The organism is Oryzifoliimicrobium ureilyticum, assembly GCF_037199735.1.
Lineage (GTDB): Bacteria > Pseudomonadota > Alphaproteobacteria > Rhizobiales > Rhizobiaceae > Rhizobium > Rhizobium ureilyticus.
In genome coordinates this window covers 145,049-161,236 of sequence record NZ_JBBBVQ010000005.1, presented here as the reverse complement: position 1 = coordinate 161,236, position 16,188 = coordinate 145,049, and the positions used below count along the sequence as shown (strand labels likewise).

Genomic DNA, 16,188 nt, shown 5'->3' with positions numbered 1-16,188 from the left:
ATTGGCAGCCGCCTTCGACCCAACGGTTCCGTTCGGATGGCTTCGCGATGCTGATCACGACCCCGTCCCAAAGAAAACGGGCGCCCAAGGGGCGCCCGTCGCGTTCGGTTGACCTCCGACCGCATGAATTTTAGCGAGGGCAGCGTGCCTCGTAACGACGACCGTAACGGTCACGATAGATGCAGTAGCCGCGATGCTCCTGCGACTGACCGATGAGCGCGCCAGCAAGACCGCCTGCAACCGCACCAACTGCTGCGCCGCCCCAGCTATTGCTGACTGCGCCACCGATGATGGCGCCCGTACCAGCACCGATCGCGGTGCCGCGTTCGGTTGGCGTGCATGACGCCAAGGTACCGACCAGAGCAGCCGCGACAACAATTTTCTTCATCATATTAAGATACTCCCCAGGTAAGATTTGTTTCAGATGCGTCCAAAGGCTATCAAAAGAACAATAATTACGACTACGAGGCCAAGACCTCCCGATGGCCCATAACCCCAACCACGGCTATAGCCCCAATTCGGAAGAGCGCCAATAAGCAGAAGAATAAGAATAATCAGTAGAATTGTACTCACAGCGTGATCCTCGCTTCCCCAATAATGAACCAAGCGAGAAACACTTGTGGCGAAATTTTGTTCCGTGCCAATGGAGCGATTTTTGCTTTGGAATGAATGACCTAAGGACAAGGTTAGTTTTTCGTTGCAGCAGCAACAGCGGGCGTAACCACTCAGCGTCCCAACGGACATAAAGCGCCCTCTCCAGCCGAATGTTTCCAAGCCGCTGTTGGGCATCCACAAGTTAGGAACAGACAGGCAACCTCAGCGAGTCCGCGATTCGTCGCCGATTCGTTCTCATGACGTTCCGCCAACCGGACAGAGGCACATTTCCGAGCGCGCAACGACATAAAGAGCGAGTGATTGTGAATTTGATCTTGCCTTTACGTCCATCACTGTCCATGTGTCAGTCAATCTTCATGAGGACGTCGCGCCTCACTGTGCAGAACGATGAATAGCATTTCGCAACCAATGATCACGAGTGGACGCGGCGTTATCGCCGTACTCGGCCCTACCAACACCGGAAAGACGCATTACGCGATCGAGCGTATGGTCGCTCACGGCACGGGTATTATTGGCTTACCACTGAGGCTTTTGGCCCGCGAAGTCTATACACGGGTTGTCGAAAAAGTCGGCCGCGAAAATGTTTCCCTGGTGACAGGCGAAGAGAAGATAACGCCTCCGCATGCGCGTTTTTCGGTTTGTACCGTCGAAGCCATGCCACGTGACACCAAAGCCGCCTTCGTTGCGATCGACGAAGTTCAGCTGGCCGGCGATCTTGAGCGCGGCCATATCTTCACGGATCGCATTCTCCATCTCCGGGGACGGGAAGAGACGCTGCTTCTTGGGGCAGCAACGATGCGGCCTATCCTCCAGCAGCTCTTGCCGGGGCTGACGGTTGTCGAGCGACCGCGCCTTTCCAATCTTCTCTATGCAGGGCAGAAGAAGATCACCCGCCTTCCACAACGCACAGCCATCGTCGCCTTTTCTGCAGACGAGGTCTATGCGATTGCGGAACTCATTCGCCGACAAAGGGGTGGCGCGGCCGTGGTCCTCGGCGCGCTTAGCCCTCGCACACGCAATTCTCAGGTCGAGCTTTATCAGAACGGTGATGTCGAATACCTCGTGGCGACCGATGCGATCGGCATGGGTCTTAATCTCGATGTCGACCACGTTGCATTCGCGCAGGACAGAAAATTCGACGGCTATCAGTTCCGCAACCTCAATCCGTCCGAACTGGGCCAGATCGCCGGGCGTGCGGGGCGGCATGTCCGCGATGGTACGTTCGGCGTGACCGGCCAGGTCGATCCCTTTGACGACGAACTGGTCCAGCGGATAGAGAGCCACGACTTCGACAGTGTTCGGGTGCTGCAGTGGCGTACACAGAAGTTCGATTTCTCTTCCCTGTCGTCCTTGCGCAAGAGCCTTGAAGATGCGCCGCCAATTGCCGGGCTGACCCGCGCTTTGCCGGCGGTCGATCAGCAAGCCCTGGATCATTTGTCACGATATCCTGAGATTATCGATCTTGCGACCACACCGGCGCGAGTCGAAAAGCTTTGGGAAGCATGTGCCCTGCCCGACTACAGGCGGATCACGCCGGCACAACATGCCGATTTGATTTCGACGCTGTTTTCCGATCTTGTGCGCAACGGCGCGGTGAGCGAAAGCTTTCTCGCCGAACAAGTTCATCGTGCCGATCGAACCGATGGCGAAATTGACACGCTTTCGGCACGAATCGCGCAGATAAGGACTTGGACCTATGTATCGAATCGGCCCGGTTGGCTTGCCGATCCGACACACTGGCAGGAAAAGACGCGGGAAATCGAAGACCGATTGTCCGATGCGTTACATGAAAGGTTGACGAAACGCTTTGTTGATCGCAGGACATCTGTGCTCATGAAGCGCCTGAGAGAGAATGCGATGCTGGAAGCTGAAATCAGTGTGAATGGAGATGTCTTCGTCGAAGGACATCATGTGGGGCAACTGTCCGGTTTCCGGTTCACGCCCGTTTCGGGGACGGAAGGGCCTGATGCGAAGGCGGTTCAGACAGCCTCGCAAAAGGCGCTTGCTCTTGAATTTGAGGCGCGCGCCGCGCGCTTGCATGCGGCGGGAAACAGTGACCTGGCGATGACCTCGGAAGGGCTGGTTCGCTGGCTCGGCGAACCGGTTGCTCGGTTGGCGGGGAGCGACCACATCATGCGGCCGCGCGTGATCCTGCTCGCAGACGAACAACTAACGGGCAACGCGCGCGATCATGTCGCCGCCCGCATCGAGCGGTTTGTCAACCACCATATCAGCACGGTCCTGAAGCCGTTGGACGATCTTTCTCGTGCAGAAGATCTTCAGGGACTTGCAAAAGGCTTGGCCTTCCAACTCGTGGAAGGGCTTGGGGTTCTCTTCCGCCGCGACGTCACCGAGGAAGTCAAGTCGCTGGACCAGGACGCCCGCGCCTCCATGCGTCGGTATGGCATCCGCTTTGGCGCTTACCATATTTTTATCCCAGCGCTGCTCAAACCAGCGCCGGCCGAACTGATCACACTGCTCTGGGCCCTCAGGAATGATGGCCTTGATAAGCCTGGATACGGCGAATTGATTCCGGTGTTGGCAGCGGGACGAACCTCGATTGTGACCGATCCGAGCTTCGAGCGCACCTTCTACAAGCTTGCCGGCTTCCGCTTCCTCGGCAAGCGTGCGGTGCGCGTCGATATTCTCGAGCGCCTGGCCGATATCATTCGTCCCCTTCTGCAATGGAAGCCAGGCCAGCCAAACCGGCCTGAGGGCGCTTACGACGGCCGCCGCTTCACGACGACGACAGCGATGCTGTCGATCCTCGGGGCAACTGCCGAAGACATGGAAGAAATCCTCAAAGGCTTGGGTTACCGCGCCGATGTTGTGACGGCGGAGGAAGCTGCAGCGCATCTTGCTGTCCAATCCAGCGCCGCATCCGAAGCCGCACCTGCCTCTGATGATCAGCAGGCAGCGTCGACCGAGTCTGAAACGGAAGCATCCGCGACGGATGACAGCGACAAAGTCGAGCCTGAAGACAAGGCTGAAGCTTCGGCGGAAGGCGAGGAAAAGCCGGAAGTGTCGCAGCAGCCAGAAGAAGTTCCAGCAGAGGCTTCGGAAGCCAGCGAACCCAAGCCAGTTCTTCTATGGCGGGTCGGCGGCCGTAACGACAATCAGCGCCAGCAGCGTCCTCATCACGGGGAACGCCGCAACGGCGGTGGTGGCCAGCCGGGCAATCAACGCCGTCAGGGCAAGGACGGAGCGAATGGCGAGCGAGATGCACGCGAAAACCGCCGTCCTCAGCCACGCAAGAACGAGCAAGGATCATCCGAAGGCAGGCCTGACCGCGACCGTCGCAACGACCGCTCCGATCGTAAGGACAACAAGCCGCAGCGCGGCGGTCCGCAGCCTGCTCGCTTTGAAGCGCGCCCTCCCAAGAAGGACAAGCCGATCGATCCGGATTCGCCCTTCGCAAAGCTGGCTGCTCTCAAGGAGCAGATGAAGAAGTAAGACATGAGCGACGAAAAACAGTCATCGGCCTCACTGCGCCAGCGCATTGACAAGTGGCTGTTCTTCTCGCGCATGATTAAATCGCGGTCTTTGGCGCAAGCTCATATCGAGCAAGGTCGCGTTCGTATCAATGGCGAAAGGGTCGCTCAGCCCAGTCACACCGTCCGCGTCGGCGATAAGGTCGAAGTCGCTTTCGATCGCCGTGATGTGACCCTTTTCGTTTTGGCACCTGGCACGCGGCGCGGCCCCTATGAGGAGGCCAAGCTTCTTTACGAAGACCTGACACCTGCGGAAACAGAAAAGCTTACTCCATACGAACAAGCCATCCGATCGGCAGGATCAGGCCGCCCGACCAAGAAAGAGCGGCGGGCTATTCAAAAGCTGATGTCGAAAGAAGACTGATCGGGCCTTGTTCTGTCGCTTTCAAAAGCAGATGAACAGGGCCATGGAAAATCATTCCCTGCATCGCGTAAACCATGGTCGCGTTTATTCTTGAAATCAAACAACAAAGCGGCTAGGTCACTTCCGACCTGAAGGAGGCGCTGACGGGCGCCACCGCCTTGTAGGCTGCCCAAGTGTGTCACCAGTTTTGGCCACGAAGCATCTTGCAGATTCCTGGAGTATTTCATGACCTATGTCGTCACGGACAATTGCATTCGTTGCAAATATACAGACTGTGTCGAAGTCTGTCCGGTAGATTGCTTCTACGAAGGTGAAAACTTCCTTGTGATCCATCCGGACGAATGCATCGATTGTGGCGTCTGCGAACCGGAATGTCCTGCCGAGGCGATCAAGCCCGACACGGAGCCAGGTCTGGACAAGTGGCTCAAGATCAACGCCGAATATTCGACGCAGTGGCCGAACATCACGGTGAAGAAAGATCCACTTCCAGACGCCAAGGAAATGGATGGCGTTGCGGCGAAATTCGATAAATACTTCTCCGATAAACCGGGCTCCGGTGATTAAGGCATATCTAGCCTGTGTCAGAGCAGGCTGTGATAGCCTCCAGCAGTCCAGCTTAATCACGCGCTGATACACACGCGGCAGGCACCAGTGAGCGGGCGCTTCAGTCGAGCCTGATCTTTTTTAAATAGCGGAATGCGCCAGATTGCCACGGCCGGGGTGGAACCAAATCGCAAACCGCGCGTTAAGTTGGTAGTTTTTGGCGCAAAGCGTCATCGAGCGGGCGTTTTAAGAAACAGCGTTTCATCATGTCCGTATATTACGGCATCGCATCTATACGTCAGATGCGAGCAACCAAATTATTGATTCCCTCATCTTTTTGTGATAGCTTTACCACACTGTTCCAAAAGGTGCGCCTCAGGTGCCCGAAAACCACCACGAAAGCAAAAATTACCACAGCGGTTTCCGTAACGAATCATTCACTTGAGCTGTCGGATCGTCAGATCGTGCCAGAGCCGCTTTGCTTGAGTTTGGCTGGACCAGAATAAAAGTCACCCGACGGAAGCCTCCGTCTCATCCGGGCCTGACTGACCCGGTTTCGGCGCAGTCCGAAAGCGTAACAGGGAGTTTTTGAATAGTATGACGACCCCGCAGAAGAAGCCTTCCACCGGAGCGCGCCACGGCTTTAAAACAGGCGAAGCAATCGTTTATCCCGCTCACGGCGTCGGTACCATTAGCGCCATTGAAGAGCAAGAAGTTGCAGGCATGAAGCTCGAACTTTTCGTGATCGACTTCGAAAAGGATAAAATGCGCCTGAAGGTTCCTGTTGCAAAAGCCATGAGCATTGGCATGCGCAAATTGTCAGAAACCGATTTTGTGGAGCGTGCGCTTAAGGTCGTTCAAGGCAAGGCACGGATCAAGCGGACCATGTGGTCTCGCCGCGCCCAGGAATATGATGCGAAAATCAATTCCGGCGATCTTATTTCCATCGCTGAAGTGGTGAGAGATCTTTATCGCGCCGAAAACCAGCCTGAGCAGTCTTATTCCGAGCGTCAGCTTTATGAAGCAGCACTTGATCGCATGGCGCGTGAAATTGCAGCCGTGAATAAGATGTCGGAAACCGAAGCCGTACGTCTTGTTGAAACCAATCTCAACAAGGGACCAAAGCGTGGCAAGGCTGTCGAAGAAGACGAAGCACAAGAGGAAGAAGAGGCAGCGTAATCTGCTGCGCTTCCTGAGCCTCAAAAAAACCCGGCCTCGCGCCGGGTTTTTTATTGGAACTTTTTCGGCGGAAAAGCGTTTCTACGCGGTAAGCGTCGAGAACTATGGCCTTCGCCACGGCACAAGACGCTCCCAAGAATATATGTAAAAGGAGCGTACCATGTCCGCTGCAGACCCCGATATCGGCACTTTTCAAGTAAATGCCGATCGCTGCGTATTATGGTTACGATCCTTTAGATAGGGCCTCCTCTGCAAACGTCCAGAGTGAGGCCTTTTCACATTTTGAGGTCATTTGCTTGATCGAAATCTCACCGAACAATTTTCAAAATGAAGCTTTCTAGCTCGCACTCCAGGAGACCGATATGAAGAACATGTCTGCAGACCGGCGCATGATCAAAATCGCGATGGCAGCTCCCTATTTGGACCGCGAGGAAGAGCACAATCTGGCCATCCGCTGGAAGAACAACGACGATCGCCAAGCCCGCAACGAGATCGCCATGGCGCATATGCGCCTCGTCATCTCGATGGCCGGTAAATTTCGCAACTTCGGTTTGCCGATGAGCGACCTCGTCCAAGAGGGCTATGTGGGCCTCTTGGAAGCGGCCGCCCGCTTCGAGCCGGAACGCGACGTCCGATTTTCGACATATGCGAGCTGGTGGATCCGTGCGTCGATCCAGGACTACATCCTGCGCAACTGGTCGATCGTCCGTGGCGGAACGAGCTCTGCACAAAAGGCCTTGTTCTTTAATCTTCGCCGACTGCGGGCCAAGCTGGCACGCGGGGATTCGCAGCTGACGCTCCAGTCCATACATCAGGAAATTGCGTCTGCACTTGGCGTTAGCCTGTCCGACGTTCAGACAATGGATGCCAGACTGTCCGGCAACGATACCTCTCTCCAAGCCCCATCGGTTTCCAACGACGCGGACAGCGCTGAAAAGATGGACTTTCTCATCAGCAACGAGCCGCTTCCCGATGAACAGGTCTCCTCAATGATCGACGGCGAACGCCGCCGTCATTGGCTCGCCTCCGCCTTGACGCATCTCAATGAGCGAGAAATGAAGATCATCAGCGCCCGGCGATTGGCAGAAGATGGCGCGACCCTAGAAGAGCTTGGAGCAGACCTCGGCATATCCAAGGAGCGTGTTCGCCAAATCGAAAGCAGGGCCATGGAAAAGCTTCGCAGCGCCCTCGTCAATGCTGATCCCCATATGGCCAACTACGCCTGACAGCATCGATACGGCCTCTCGCCGACCCGTCAGGCTTCCGAAAATCAACTATGACTTTCGGAAGCCTTTTTTGTTGTCCCGATCATATTTGCGCTTGGGCACTCTGTTGCGGATCTGTAGACGCCGACCGCTTCGGAAAAGATGAATGTCTCCGATGAGACAAGTTGGCGCAGAAATAAGAACAAATAACGGGTAGCGATGTGCCGTCGCCGCTTAAAGCCCTTATTCGGAAATGATTTTCACTCGGTCGCCGACTGCCACCGTAGCACCAGTTGGTAAGGCGTTGATGAGCCTGAAGAGATCGAGCTTGCGATCTGTGCCCATCATACGGGAGGCAAGCGTCGTGACATTGTCACCGGGGGCCACCTTGACCACGCGAATGCGCAACGGCTTCAGCGATTCAGCCTCTTGTGGCGTCATCTTTCTAAAGCTCGAGCGTAACGTATCCGCTGTCGATTGAAGCGCGCTACTTCCTTTGGGAACAGCGGTCAGGAAACGGAAGATCTGCGATTTGTCGCGCACAACGGTCACGTCGAAATCCCACCGGTCGGCGCTTGCCCTTGCAGTCGCCGCTTCCATTCCATTCACATTGGTTTCGCGAATGGTGGACGGATCGAGCCCGGTAACCCAGCCACTCGAAATATAGTTGGTGAGTGACTGCTTATCGGTATCCGCCACGCCATCGAACCGGATGGCAACATCGCCCGGCCCGGTCGCCATAACGGCTTCCACCTTATTATCGATCTTGAAGTAAGGCGGCACGTCGAAGCGAATGCCGAGCCCGCCATGCAGGAATGTCTGGCCGCGAACATAGCCTTCTTGCGGGCTGTCGCCGTAAAGCAAACCATCAATCCCGTCCAGAAAGTAATCCCTGCCTTTGTCGCCAACCTGCCCTTCCTGACCAAACATCCGGGCATGATCGCGCGCAAGTTCGATCCGCTGCGTCGAATTTGGATGGCTGGAGAGGAAGTCCAGGCTTTGGTCAGCGTCAGGATCCACAGACATGAATCGGCTATAGGCTGCCATGGATTCCAGGAAGCGCACCGAGGCATAGGGATCGTAACCTGCCTGTCCCAACATGCGCACGCCGATCGCATCCGCCTGCAGCTCCTGCTGCCGTGAGAAGGCTGCAAGGCGAAGCTTTCCGCGCGCCAAGGCCTGCTTACCGGCGATATCGCTTGAAAGAACCTCGGCAACCACGCGGCTGGCGATGACCTCGGCCTCTTCACGTTTTTGCCGCTCGATGCCGTGATTGGCGGTCACGTGCCCCATCTCATGAGCAAGAACCGCAGCAACTTCCGAGGCATCATTCGCAAGCGCCAGCAGGCCACGCGTGACGTAAAGATATCCGCCGGGAAGTGCGAACGCGTTGATCGCAGGCGAATTCAAGATCGTAATGCGGTAGGATTGACTGGGGTTTTCCGATACCGCCGTCAATGCGCCCGCGATACGCGCAACGAGCTTTTCAGTCTTCGGATCTTTATATTCGCCGCCATAGCTTGCCAGAATGCGTGGATGTTCACGCGCACCCATGGCAGCACGCGGGTCGTTCTTCTGAACCTCATCGACAATCTGCGGGTTCGAGGAAGGCCCGATCTGCGGCTCGTACGTCTTTTCCAGAACGGATTGGCAGCTGCTCAAGGCAACGCACATGGCAAGGAGCAGAACTCCCGCACGCGGCGATACCGATCCCGTTGCGCGACGCGGAGTAAATCGATTGGCAGCACCTCGGCGGATGTCTAGGCTCATAAATGGCTGTTCCGTTATTTTTCTGTCAGCCTGAGTCACTCTAAGCCGCGACTGACCGCTCGTCATCCTTGCCAAGGGGCATACATCCCGCTTCTTTTTACACAATAATGCGGCAAGAGGCTGAGGAGCCGTGCAAATTCAGCAATCGCGAATTGCACAAATCTCCGAAATTTTCAGCCATGCGACTTGAACGACATGCCGCCGCCGCATTCTGTGCCGCCTTAGTACCTGATTTCCATTGGTTTTGCATAGCAGCACTTTTGGTCATCGTTAAAATTACATTCGTCCTAAAGCAGATGTTAATCTTCTGCTGTGCGGCCGGAATTAAGGCAAATGGACGCGACCTTCAAGAAAATCGCAATTAAGCGAAGAAACGCCCAAGGCCGGATCTGCTCCACGACGCGGGCCGATCCCTCATCAGCGCTCGATCAATGATCGTTCCCTCATCGACAAACACAACCTTTTCGGCCAGATGCTCAACTTCCTGCGGATCGTGCGATACAATGAGCATGGTTGCACCACTTTCCCGATGAAGGAGAAGAAGCAGATCGGCCATTTCCCTTCTCAATCCTGGGTCGAGCGATGCGAAAGGCTCGTCAAGAAGAAGCAGTGGCCTCCCCCGCACCAGGGCTCTGGCGAACGCCACCCTTTGACGCTCGCCTCCTGAAAGGCTCGAAGGCAGCCGCTTGTCAAAGCCAGCCAAGCCAACAGCTGCAAGTGCAGTGCTTATCTTTTGTCGCTGGTCCGGCCGCAACCGCCAGGACGAGGTTATGCCGATGCTAACATTTGTGAAGACGTCGAGATGGGCAAAGAGGTTGTTGTCTTGAAACACGAAAGACAGTGGCCGTTGCGAAGGGTGACGAGCTGTCACATCCTGCCCCTCAATTTCGATTTTACCCGAAGCAGGTGTCTCGAACCCAGCTATCAGGTTCAAAAGGGTCGATTTACCGCCACCGGAAGGCCCCGTGACAGCCGTGATTGCGCCCACAGGAAAGCTCTCGTCAAAGAAAAAGTCTCTATTCCCCAGTGACAGGCGAACATCCGTCAATGCGAGAGCGCAACCCCTATCGGCCATGTGAACCTCCGGGCACTGTCGCACGGCGCGTGCCGATCATCGTCAGCGCAAGACACAAGATCGCCAGCAGGAATGCATAACCTTGCGCGTCGTCACTGCGATAATTACCAAGTTGGCTGAAGATCAGCCAAGGCAGCGTTATGAAACTGTCCGAACCGAATAGCGCAACGGCACCGAGATCGCCAAGCGACAATGCCATGGCAAAAGAAAAGGCGATGAGCAATGGACCTCGCAACGACGGCCAGTCAACCAGCCTCAGGCGTGCTATTCCGACCAGACCAAGGCTCGCCGTAAGCTTCAAGGTGCGGGCCCTGTGGCTGGCATAGGCTGGCTCCAGAACACGCACGACGAAGGGTAATGCCATCAACATATTGATGAGGATGACGATTGGCGGCGCTGCAAGATCAAGATCGCCTCCGACTGCCCGAACGGTCATGAACCATCCCGTTGCCAGGACAAGCGGCGGGATCAGCAACACAAAGGATGATGCTGCATTCAAGCCAAGGCTGACGCCTCCTAGCAGGAGCCGGGGCACAAAGCGCGCGCGTTCACCGATCGAGGCTGCAAAGCGAGCATGAATGAGCGTTACGCTGACCGTCAAGGCGCACATTGCCGAAAGAAAGGATATCGTCAGGCTCATCGATAAAGCCCTCCAGAAGAGCGCCTCGCCGACAAGCCGCATGAGATCAGCTTTCAAACCGCTGATCACGATCGATAGCAAAGGAGCGCCGATGAACAGCACGGCTGCCAAAATGACCGACGAGTCAATGATCTTGGATGATTGCGAATGACCGTCCAGGCGCCTCAATCGCTTCCCAACCGTGACGCCATCTTCAGCTGCTCCCGCAAAAAACTGCATGAGAGCCAATATCAAACCCGTCATGCAGACCTGCAACACACATAGAGCAACGGCACGGGCGGGATCGAAGTCAAAACGAAGCGCTTGATAGATTGCCACCTCAATCGTGGTTGCCGCCGGCCCTCCCCCCAGCATGAGGACAAGGGTGAAGCTGGCGGCACACAGCATGAAGATCAATCCTGCAATGCCCGGTAAAACCCTTTTCAGCAGCGGCCACTCGATGAGCCGAAAGACAGAAAACGGCGACATGCCGAGAACGCCGGCGGTCAGCCAATATTCGGCAGGTGTCCTTTCCAGTTGGGCGAGCATCAGCCTGCAGGCGAGCGGCAGATTGAAAAAGACGTGCGCGAGCAGAATACCCGCCAAGCCATAGATGCTGATGGGCTCGAGGCCAAGTCCATGTTGAACGATTGCATTCAGCCATCCCTGCCGGCCCCAAACGCCGACCAGGCCAAGTGCCCCGATCAGCGCAGGTAATCCCATCGGAATCGCCATAAGCCGCAAAATCCAGCTTCTGCCTGGAAAATGAGGCTGACGAGCGAGCGAAAGAGCCACCGGCAGGCCAAGCAGGATCGATAAGAGCGTCGATAAAATGGCCTGCGCCAAAGTGAAGCGCAGGATCTTGAGAATGTAGGGATCGGCGAAGATTGCACTCCATTCGCCATCGGTAGCGAACAGAAGCATGAAGACGGCAAAACTGATGAAAATTGAGATGCCGGCGAGGACGCCGGACCCACCGGCAATGGCAACGCGGCGTTCTGCCGTCGTCAGAAGCATCAATTCAAGCTCATGGCTTGAAGCCACTCATCGATCCAGGCTTTCCGGTTATCAGCAACGGTCTTCGGATCCATCAGGAACGTTTTCGAAGGCTGAACGATCTTGCCGAACGCGTCAGGCAACGGTGTCGATGTCGCAGCGACAGGCATCATCCAGTTATTGGTAGGAATGGTGTCCTGGAAGCCGGTGCTGGTCATGAACTTGAGAAAATCGGTGGCCAAGGCTTTATGCGGCGCGTTCTTCATCAGGCCAGCGACTTCAATTTGAATGTAATGTCCTTCGGAAAAAGCGGCAGCCTGATAGCGATCCGTCTTCTCGGCGACCATATGGTAGGCAGGCGACGTCGTGTAGGAAAGCACCATCGGTGCTTCACCCTTGGTGAAAAGTCCGTAAGCTTCCGACCAGCCAGGCGTAACGGTCAGAACGCGCTTCTTCAGTTTTTCCCATGCTTCAGGTGCTTTATCGCCATAGACGGATTTAACCCATAGCAGCAGACCAAGTCCGGGTGTGGACGTGCGTGGATCTTCAATCACGATCTTCTGCGAAGGATCGCCTTCCACGAGTTCGTGCAGGCTCTTGGGCGGGCTCTTGATCGCTTGCGTGTCGTAAACGACGGCAAAGTGCCCGTAGTCATAGGGCACAAAGACATCATCGGAAAATCCGCCCGGCACTTTGAGTGCGCTCGTGTCGATGCCGCTTTTATCGAACAATCCTGTGCGGCGCGCTTCCTCGACCAAATTGGTGTCGAGCCCAAGAGCGAGATCAGCCTTCCCACTCGCCCCTTCCAGTTTGAGGCGCGACAACAGAGCCACGCCATCAGCGACGCTAACGAAGTTCACCGTGCAGTCGCAGGTCTTTTCAAACGCCGCTTTGACCTTGGGACCTGGTCCCCATTCAGAGGTGAAGCTCTCATAGGTGTAAATCGTCAGCACCTTGGCTGGTGTCTGTGCGTGAACCACCACATGCGATGTAGTGAGGATCGCCAGAGCTGAAAGCGCCCTGACAAAAAATGGAGCTTGCGGCATACGCCTTCCCTTATACTGTGTGCGGAAGAAAGGGGCGGCCAGTGCCACGCATCTAATCCCTCCGCCGGTTTTAACCGGATCAGGTTCCGCGGGTTGGCTTTGCGCCTCTCAGCCCCTTCCTTTTCGGAGAAGAGCACCCCGTTAGATCTCTGTCATGATGTATCGCTGCCGTTCGTTTCTGACAAGAGCCGCAGCGAGGAACGGCTCACTCCGCCGGCGCAGCTTTCACAATACCCGGCAGCTGCACAGGCTTCAGCATAATTGCAGCGATCAAACCAACCAGCCCCATGGCACAGGACGTCATGAAAAGAGGCGAGAACGCCGCGGCATAGGCCTCCTGCACAAGGATCCTCGAGGCCTCCGGCAACGCTGCCATCATTTTCGGCGTCAATTCCTCGATCCGTCCTGCTCCCGGCAGAACAACATGACTTGCTCCGATAGAGGCGCCGATGATCGCCCCATAGATCGATATCGCGATCGAGGCACCGCCCATCCGCGACAGAGTTACAGAGCCGGTTGCGGCACCGACATCGCGTGCGGGTGCAGCATTCTGCACCCCGATCACAGGGACCTGCTGCGCCAAACCAATGCCGATGCCATGCAGCAGCATCAGCAACCCGACAACCCAACCCGGCGTGCCGTAATGGAGTTGGCTAAGCACAGCAAAGGCGAAGGTGCTGATGGTCAAGCTTGCCACGGCAAAGGGTTTATAGCGTCCTGTCCGCGAAATAATGCGACCGGCTGAAATGGAGCCGCAGACAATCCCGCCCGTCAACAGGATGAAAAAGCCGCCAGCGGCAGACGGTGACAGGCCCGTCGTCGTCTGCAGGAAAAGTGCAAAGTAATTCGCCATCCCGATGGCAATGCCGCCGCTCATGACCGAAATGATCAAGAGGAGCGTAAAGGTCGAATTTCGAAAAAGCGGAATGGGAACAATGGGTTCGCTTGCCTTCCGCTCCACGAAAACCCAAAGGCTTGCCGCAACAATACCGATGGCAAGGACGATCGCGGTCTGCGGGGAAAACAGCGAGCCGAAGAGGCTCGATCCATCCGCTGCAATCACGATACTTGTCGTGACGGTCGCAAGAAGCAGAGCACCGGCATAATCGATCTTGGGGCGCCGATGCGGTTTGCGATAGGGCAGCATCCAGGCAAGTCCGAGCAGGACAATCACCCCGATCGGAATATTGACAAGGAAGATCGAGCGCCAGCCGAACAAGTCGCTCATCGTGCCGCCGAGAACCGGACCGATTGCGCCAGAGGCCATCAGCACCAAACTGGAGTAACTTTGGTAGCGCGCGCGCTCGCGAGGCTCGAAAAGATCGGCATTGACGGAGAAAATCGATACCATAATGCCGCCGCCGCCCAGTCCCTGCAACACGCGAGCGGCAATGAGGGTATCCATGGAAACGGCTAGACCGCAAACCGCAGAGCCCACAGTGAAGATGGCGATCGCCGTCATCATCACATATTTGCGCCCGAAAAGATCACCCAGCTTCCCATAAAGCGGCATGACGGCACTCAGAGAAAGAAGATAGGCAGACCCGATCCAGCCAAACCTCTCAATATGCCCGAACTCTCCGACAATGGTTGGAAGGGCGGTCGAGACAATCTGGTTGTCGAGCGTCGCCATGAACATGGCCGTCATCAAGAACAGAAAGAGTATGATCTTTCGCCGCGGGTCGGTAACGAGCGGTTGGAAGGTGGCTTGCATGTCCATGAGTGGCACCTCAATAAGATCGTCCAGATATGTGCTTTTAGCATATAAATGTCAATATCAAGGAATTGCGCTCAGCATATTCTATTGCGCCTTCACTTCTGCTAAGCTGACAACATGGTAGAAGAAGATATTCAAGAACGCCCCGTCCTCGAAGTATACGTCGAGTCGATCGGTGAGAGCATGAGCCGCATGCGGCTGCTGACCGCACGGCGGATCATTGCACGCTTGGCTGTCAGCACCGTCGCTCCGGAACTTGAGGTCTCGCATCTGGATGCGCTTCACGCCGTTGTGCGCGCCGAGCAAACAGGTGAAGTGACCGTGGGAACCGTGGCAGAGGCATTGCGGATAGATCCGTCGAGGGCCAGCCGCATCGTCTCGGATATGGTGAATCGCAATGTGCTCCGGCGGAAAGCATCGCAGAGCGACGCGCGACGCATCGTTGTTGTGGTGACCGCGAAGGGTCAGAAGCTGCTTTCGGAACTGCGCAGGCAGAAACTGTCAGTCGTCTCGGAAATCGTTAAAGATTGGCCTAAACAGGACACCGAACGTTTTGCGGCCCTCTATGAGCGCTATATGAATGGCCTAGAAGAGGTCATTTCGACACGCGGCAAAGAAATCGCCGAATCCTCCGAAAGATGAGATTTGTTTGACCAAGATCAAACAGGGTCTGCGCGACATCCGTTATATTCCGTTGAGACAACAGAGGGCGAGCGTTCACGGGAGGCGAAAGCTTACTCTGCCAACGATGAAGGCTCCTTGCGGCGATTGAATTCGGACGGGCGTCGGGGCGCCTATCCGATGCTGGAATGCGGGATGCGCCTCGCGCGCGACGCAGGTCCAGCTTTTACGGGGCGTCTGCCTGTTTGGCAGCGCCCCTTTTCTTTTTGCCTGGCTTTGCGCTATGGGCATCTCCATGAGCTTATCAGCATTCACCATTCTGCTCGGCGGCGAGCTTGAACCGACAGAGCGCGTTCGCGCTGCGGTCGCTGAAACCCGTGTTATTGCGGCGGATGGTGGTATTCGTCATGCGGGTAGCCTTGGGCTGGTGCCTGAACTTTGGGTTGGCGATTTCGATTCCTCTTCCGAGGATCTTCAGGCTGCCTTTCCTGATGTGCCGCGTATGCCTTATCCCGCAGCCAAGGGTGAGACGGATGGAGAGATTGCGATTGGTGCGGCCATCGCAAGGGGTGCCCGCCGCCTGATTTTAGCAGGTGCGCTGGGTGGCGAACGATCCGATCACGCCCTGCAGCATCTTGCCTATGCGGTCAAACTTGCTGAAGACGGTTATGAGGTTCTGGTCACCACAGGACAGGAGGAAGCCGTTCCACTGGTGGAGGGTGCTATCGAACTTGATCTGCCGCCAACAAGTCTCTTTTCCGTCGTTGCATTTGGTGCCCTTGAGAAGCTTTCGATTGACAACGCGCGCTATCCGCTGGCGATGTTCAACCTTCCCTTTGGTTCGTCGCGAACCATTTCCAACGTGGCTGAGGGTAAAGTGCGGCTGACCCTCAAACATGGTCGGGCTATAGTGATTGCTCGACCTTATGACCTCTCCGGAGTATAAT

At 56.0% G+C, this 16,188-nt stretch carries 14 protein-coding genes and 1 riboswitch; of the genes, 7 read left to right on the top strand and 7 right to left on the bottom strand.

Features of this window, described 5'->3' with window-relative positions; all coding sequences use genetic code 11:
* Positions 1-130 precede the first annotated feature (130 nt).
* Both VQ830_RS09395 and VQ830_RS09390 read right to left on the bottom strand, forming a co-directional pair.
* Positions 131-391 carry a YMGG-like glycine zipper-containing protein gene (locus tag VQ830_RS09395; protein ID WP_337267837.1) on the bottom strand — a complete coding sequence of 87 codons (261 nt, stop codon included), beginning with the start codon at positions 389-391 and terminating at the stop codon, positions 131-133.
* A 29-nt stretch (positions 392-420) separates the two neighbouring features.
* Positions 421-573: a DUF3309 family protein gene (locus VQ830_RS09390; RefSeq protein WP_337267836.1), complete on the bottom strand. Its 153-nt coding sequence runs from the start codon at positions 571-573 to the stop codon at positions 421-423.
* A 429-nt stretch (positions 574-1,002) separates the two neighbouring features.
* Here VQ830_RS09390 and VQ830_RS09385 point away from each other — a divergent pair, with 429 nt between their 5' ends.
* From VQ830_RS09385 to VQ830_RS09365, 5 genes are all read left to right on the top strand, one after another.
* Positions 1,003-4,068, top strand: a complete 3,066-nt coding sequence (locus tag VQ830_RS09385) for a helicase-related protein (protein WP_337267835.1) — start codon at positions 1,003-1,005, stop codon at positions 4,066-4,068.
* Between the two features lie 3 nt (positions 4,069-4,071).
* A complete protein-coding gene (locus VQ830_RS09380; RefSeq protein WP_337267834.1) occupies positions 4,072-4,470 on the top strand; it encodes an RNA-binding S4 domain-containing protein in 399 nt (132 codons plus the stop codon).
* A 225-nt stretch (positions 4,471-4,695) separates the two neighbouring features.
* The gene (gene fdxA / locus VQ830_RS09375) at positions 4,696-5,034 is read left to right on the top strand and encodes a ferredoxin FdxA (protein ID WP_337267833.1); all 339 of its coding nucleotides are present in this window, start codon (positions 4,696-4,698) and stop codon (positions 5,032-5,034) included.
* A 576-nt stretch (positions 5,035-5,610) separates the two neighbouring features.
* A complete protein-coding gene (locus tag VQ830_RS09370) occupies positions 5,611-6,192 on the top strand; it encodes a CarD family transcriptional regulator (protein WP_337267832.1) in 582 nt (193 codons plus the stop codon).
* A gap of 362 nt (positions 6,193-6,554) precedes the next feature.
* Complete coding sequence (locus VQ830_RS09365; protein ID WP_337267831.1) at positions 6,555-7,418, top strand: RNA polymerase factor sigma-32; 864 nt, start codon at positions 6,555-6,557, stop codon at positions 7,416-7,418.
* A 222-nt stretch (positions 7,419-7,640) separates the two neighbouring features.
* Here VQ830_RS09365 and VQ830_RS09360 read toward each other — a convergent pair whose 3' ends face one another.
* The 5 genes from VQ830_RS09360 to VQ830_RS09340 all read right to left on the bottom strand — a co-directional run bounded on the left by VQ830_RS09360 (position 7,641) and on the right by VQ830_RS09340 (position 14,623).
* Positions 7,641-9,071, bottom strand: coding sequence for a M48 family metalloprotease (locus VQ830_RS09360; protein WP_438617602.1), 1,431 nt, complete (start codon positions 9,069-9,071; stop codon positions 7,641-7,643).
* A 457-nt stretch (positions 9,072-9,528) separates the two neighbouring features.
* Positions 9,529-10,242 carry a thiamine ABC transporter ATP-binding protein gene (locus VQ830_RS09355; protein WP_337267829.1) on the bottom strand — a complete coding sequence of 238 codons (714 nt, stop codon included), beginning with the start codon at positions 10,240-10,242 and terminating at the stop codon, positions 9,529-9,531.
* Positions 10,232-11,878, bottom strand: coding sequence for a thiamine/thiamine pyrophosphate ABC transporter permease (gene thiP / locus VQ830_RS09350; RefSeq protein WP_337267923.1), 1,647 nt, complete (start codon positions 11,876-11,878; stop codon positions 10,232-10,234). The genes VQ830_RS09355 and thiP overlap by 11 nt, the downstream gene beginning before the upstream one ends.
* Complete coding sequence (thiB, locus tag VQ830_RS09345; protein WP_337267828.1) at positions 11,878-12,903, bottom strand: thiamine ABC transporter substrate binding subunit; 1,026 nt, start codon at positions 12,901-12,903, stop codon at positions 11,878-11,880. The genes thiP and thiB overlap by 1 nt, the downstream gene beginning before the upstream one ends.
* A gap of 39 nt (positions 12,904-12,942) precedes the next feature.
* A riboswitch (TPP riboswitch) is annotated at positions 12,943-13,054 on the bottom strand.
* A 54-nt stretch (positions 13,055-13,108) separates the two neighbouring features.
* On the bottom strand, positions 13,109-14,623 hold the full coding sequence (locus tag VQ830_RS09340) for an MDR family MFS transporter (RefSeq protein ID WP_337267827.1): 1,515 nt from the start codon (positions 14,621-14,623) through the stop codon (positions 13,109-13,111).
* A 114-nt stretch (positions 14,624-14,737) separates the two neighbouring features.
* Between VQ830_RS09340 and VQ830_RS09335 the strand changes: the two genes are divergently transcribed.
* Together VQ830_RS09335 and VQ830_RS09330 are read left to right on the top strand one after the other, a co-directional pair.
* Positions 14,738-15,262, top strand: a complete 525-nt coding sequence (locus VQ830_RS09335; protein ID WP_337267826.1) for a MarR family winged helix-turn-helix transcriptional regulator — start codon at positions 14,738-14,740, stop codon at positions 15,260-15,262.
* A 274-nt stretch (positions 15,263-15,536) separates the two neighbouring features.
* Entirely contained in the window at positions 15,537-16,187 is a 651-nt protein-coding gene (locus tag VQ830_RS09330) for a thiamine diphosphokinase (RefSeq protein ID WP_337267825.1), read from the top strand.
* Position 16,188: the final 1 nt, after the last annotated feature.

Bases quoted from the DNA above. Each gene is read 5' to 3' on its own strand.
- VQ830_RS09395 (WP_337267837.1), bottom strand. From the start codon at position 391: ATGATGAAGAAAATTGTTGTCGCGGCTGCTCTGGTCGGTACCTTGGCG.
- VQ830_RS09385 (WP_337267835.1), top strand. From the start codon at position 1,003: ATGAATAGCATTTCGCAACCAATGATCACGAGTGGACGCGGCGTTATC.
- VQ830_RS09380 (WP_337267834.1), top strand. From the start codon at position 4,072: ATGAGCGACGAAAAACAGTCATCGGCCTCACTGCGCCAGCGCATTGAC.
- fdxA (WP_337267833.1), top strand. From the start codon at position 4,696: ATGACCTATGTCGTCACGGACAATTGCATTCGTTGCAAATATACAGAC.
- VQ830_RS09370 (WP_337267832.1), top strand. From the start codon at position 5,611: ATGACGACCCCGCAGAAGAAGCCTTCCACCGGAGCGCGCCACGGCTTT.
- VQ830_RS09365 (WP_337267831.1), top strand. From the start codon at position 6,555: ATGAAGAACATGTCTGCAGACCGGCGCATGATCAAAATCGCGATGGCA.
- VQ830_RS09360 (WP_438617602.1), bottom strand. From the start codon at position 9,071: ATGTGCGTTGCCTTGAGCAGCTGCCAATCCGTTCTGGAAAAGACGTAC.
- VQ830_RS09355 (WP_337267829.1), bottom strand. From the start codon at position 10,242: ATGGCCGATAGGGGTTGCGCTCTCGCATTGACGGATGTTCGCCTGTCA.
- thiP (WP_337267923.1), bottom strand. From the start codon at position 11,878: ATGCTTCTGACGACGGCAGAACGCCGCGTTGCCATTGCCGGTGGGTCC.
- thiB (WP_337267828.1), bottom strand. From the start codon at position 12,903: ATGCCGCAAGCTCCATTTTTTGTCAGGGCGCTTTCAGCTCTGGCGATC.
- VQ830_RS09340 (WP_337267827.1), bottom strand. From the start codon at position 14,623: ATGGACATGCAAGCCACCTTCCAACCGCTCGTTACCGACCCGCGGCGA.
- VQ830_RS09335 (WP_337267826.1), top strand. From the start codon at position 14,738: ATGGTAGAAGAAGATATTCAAGAACGCCCCGTCCTCGAAGTATACGTC.
- VQ830_RS09330 (WP_337267825.1), top strand. From the start codon at position 15,537: ATGAGCTTATCAGCATTCACCATTCTGCTCGGCGGCGAGCTTGAACCG.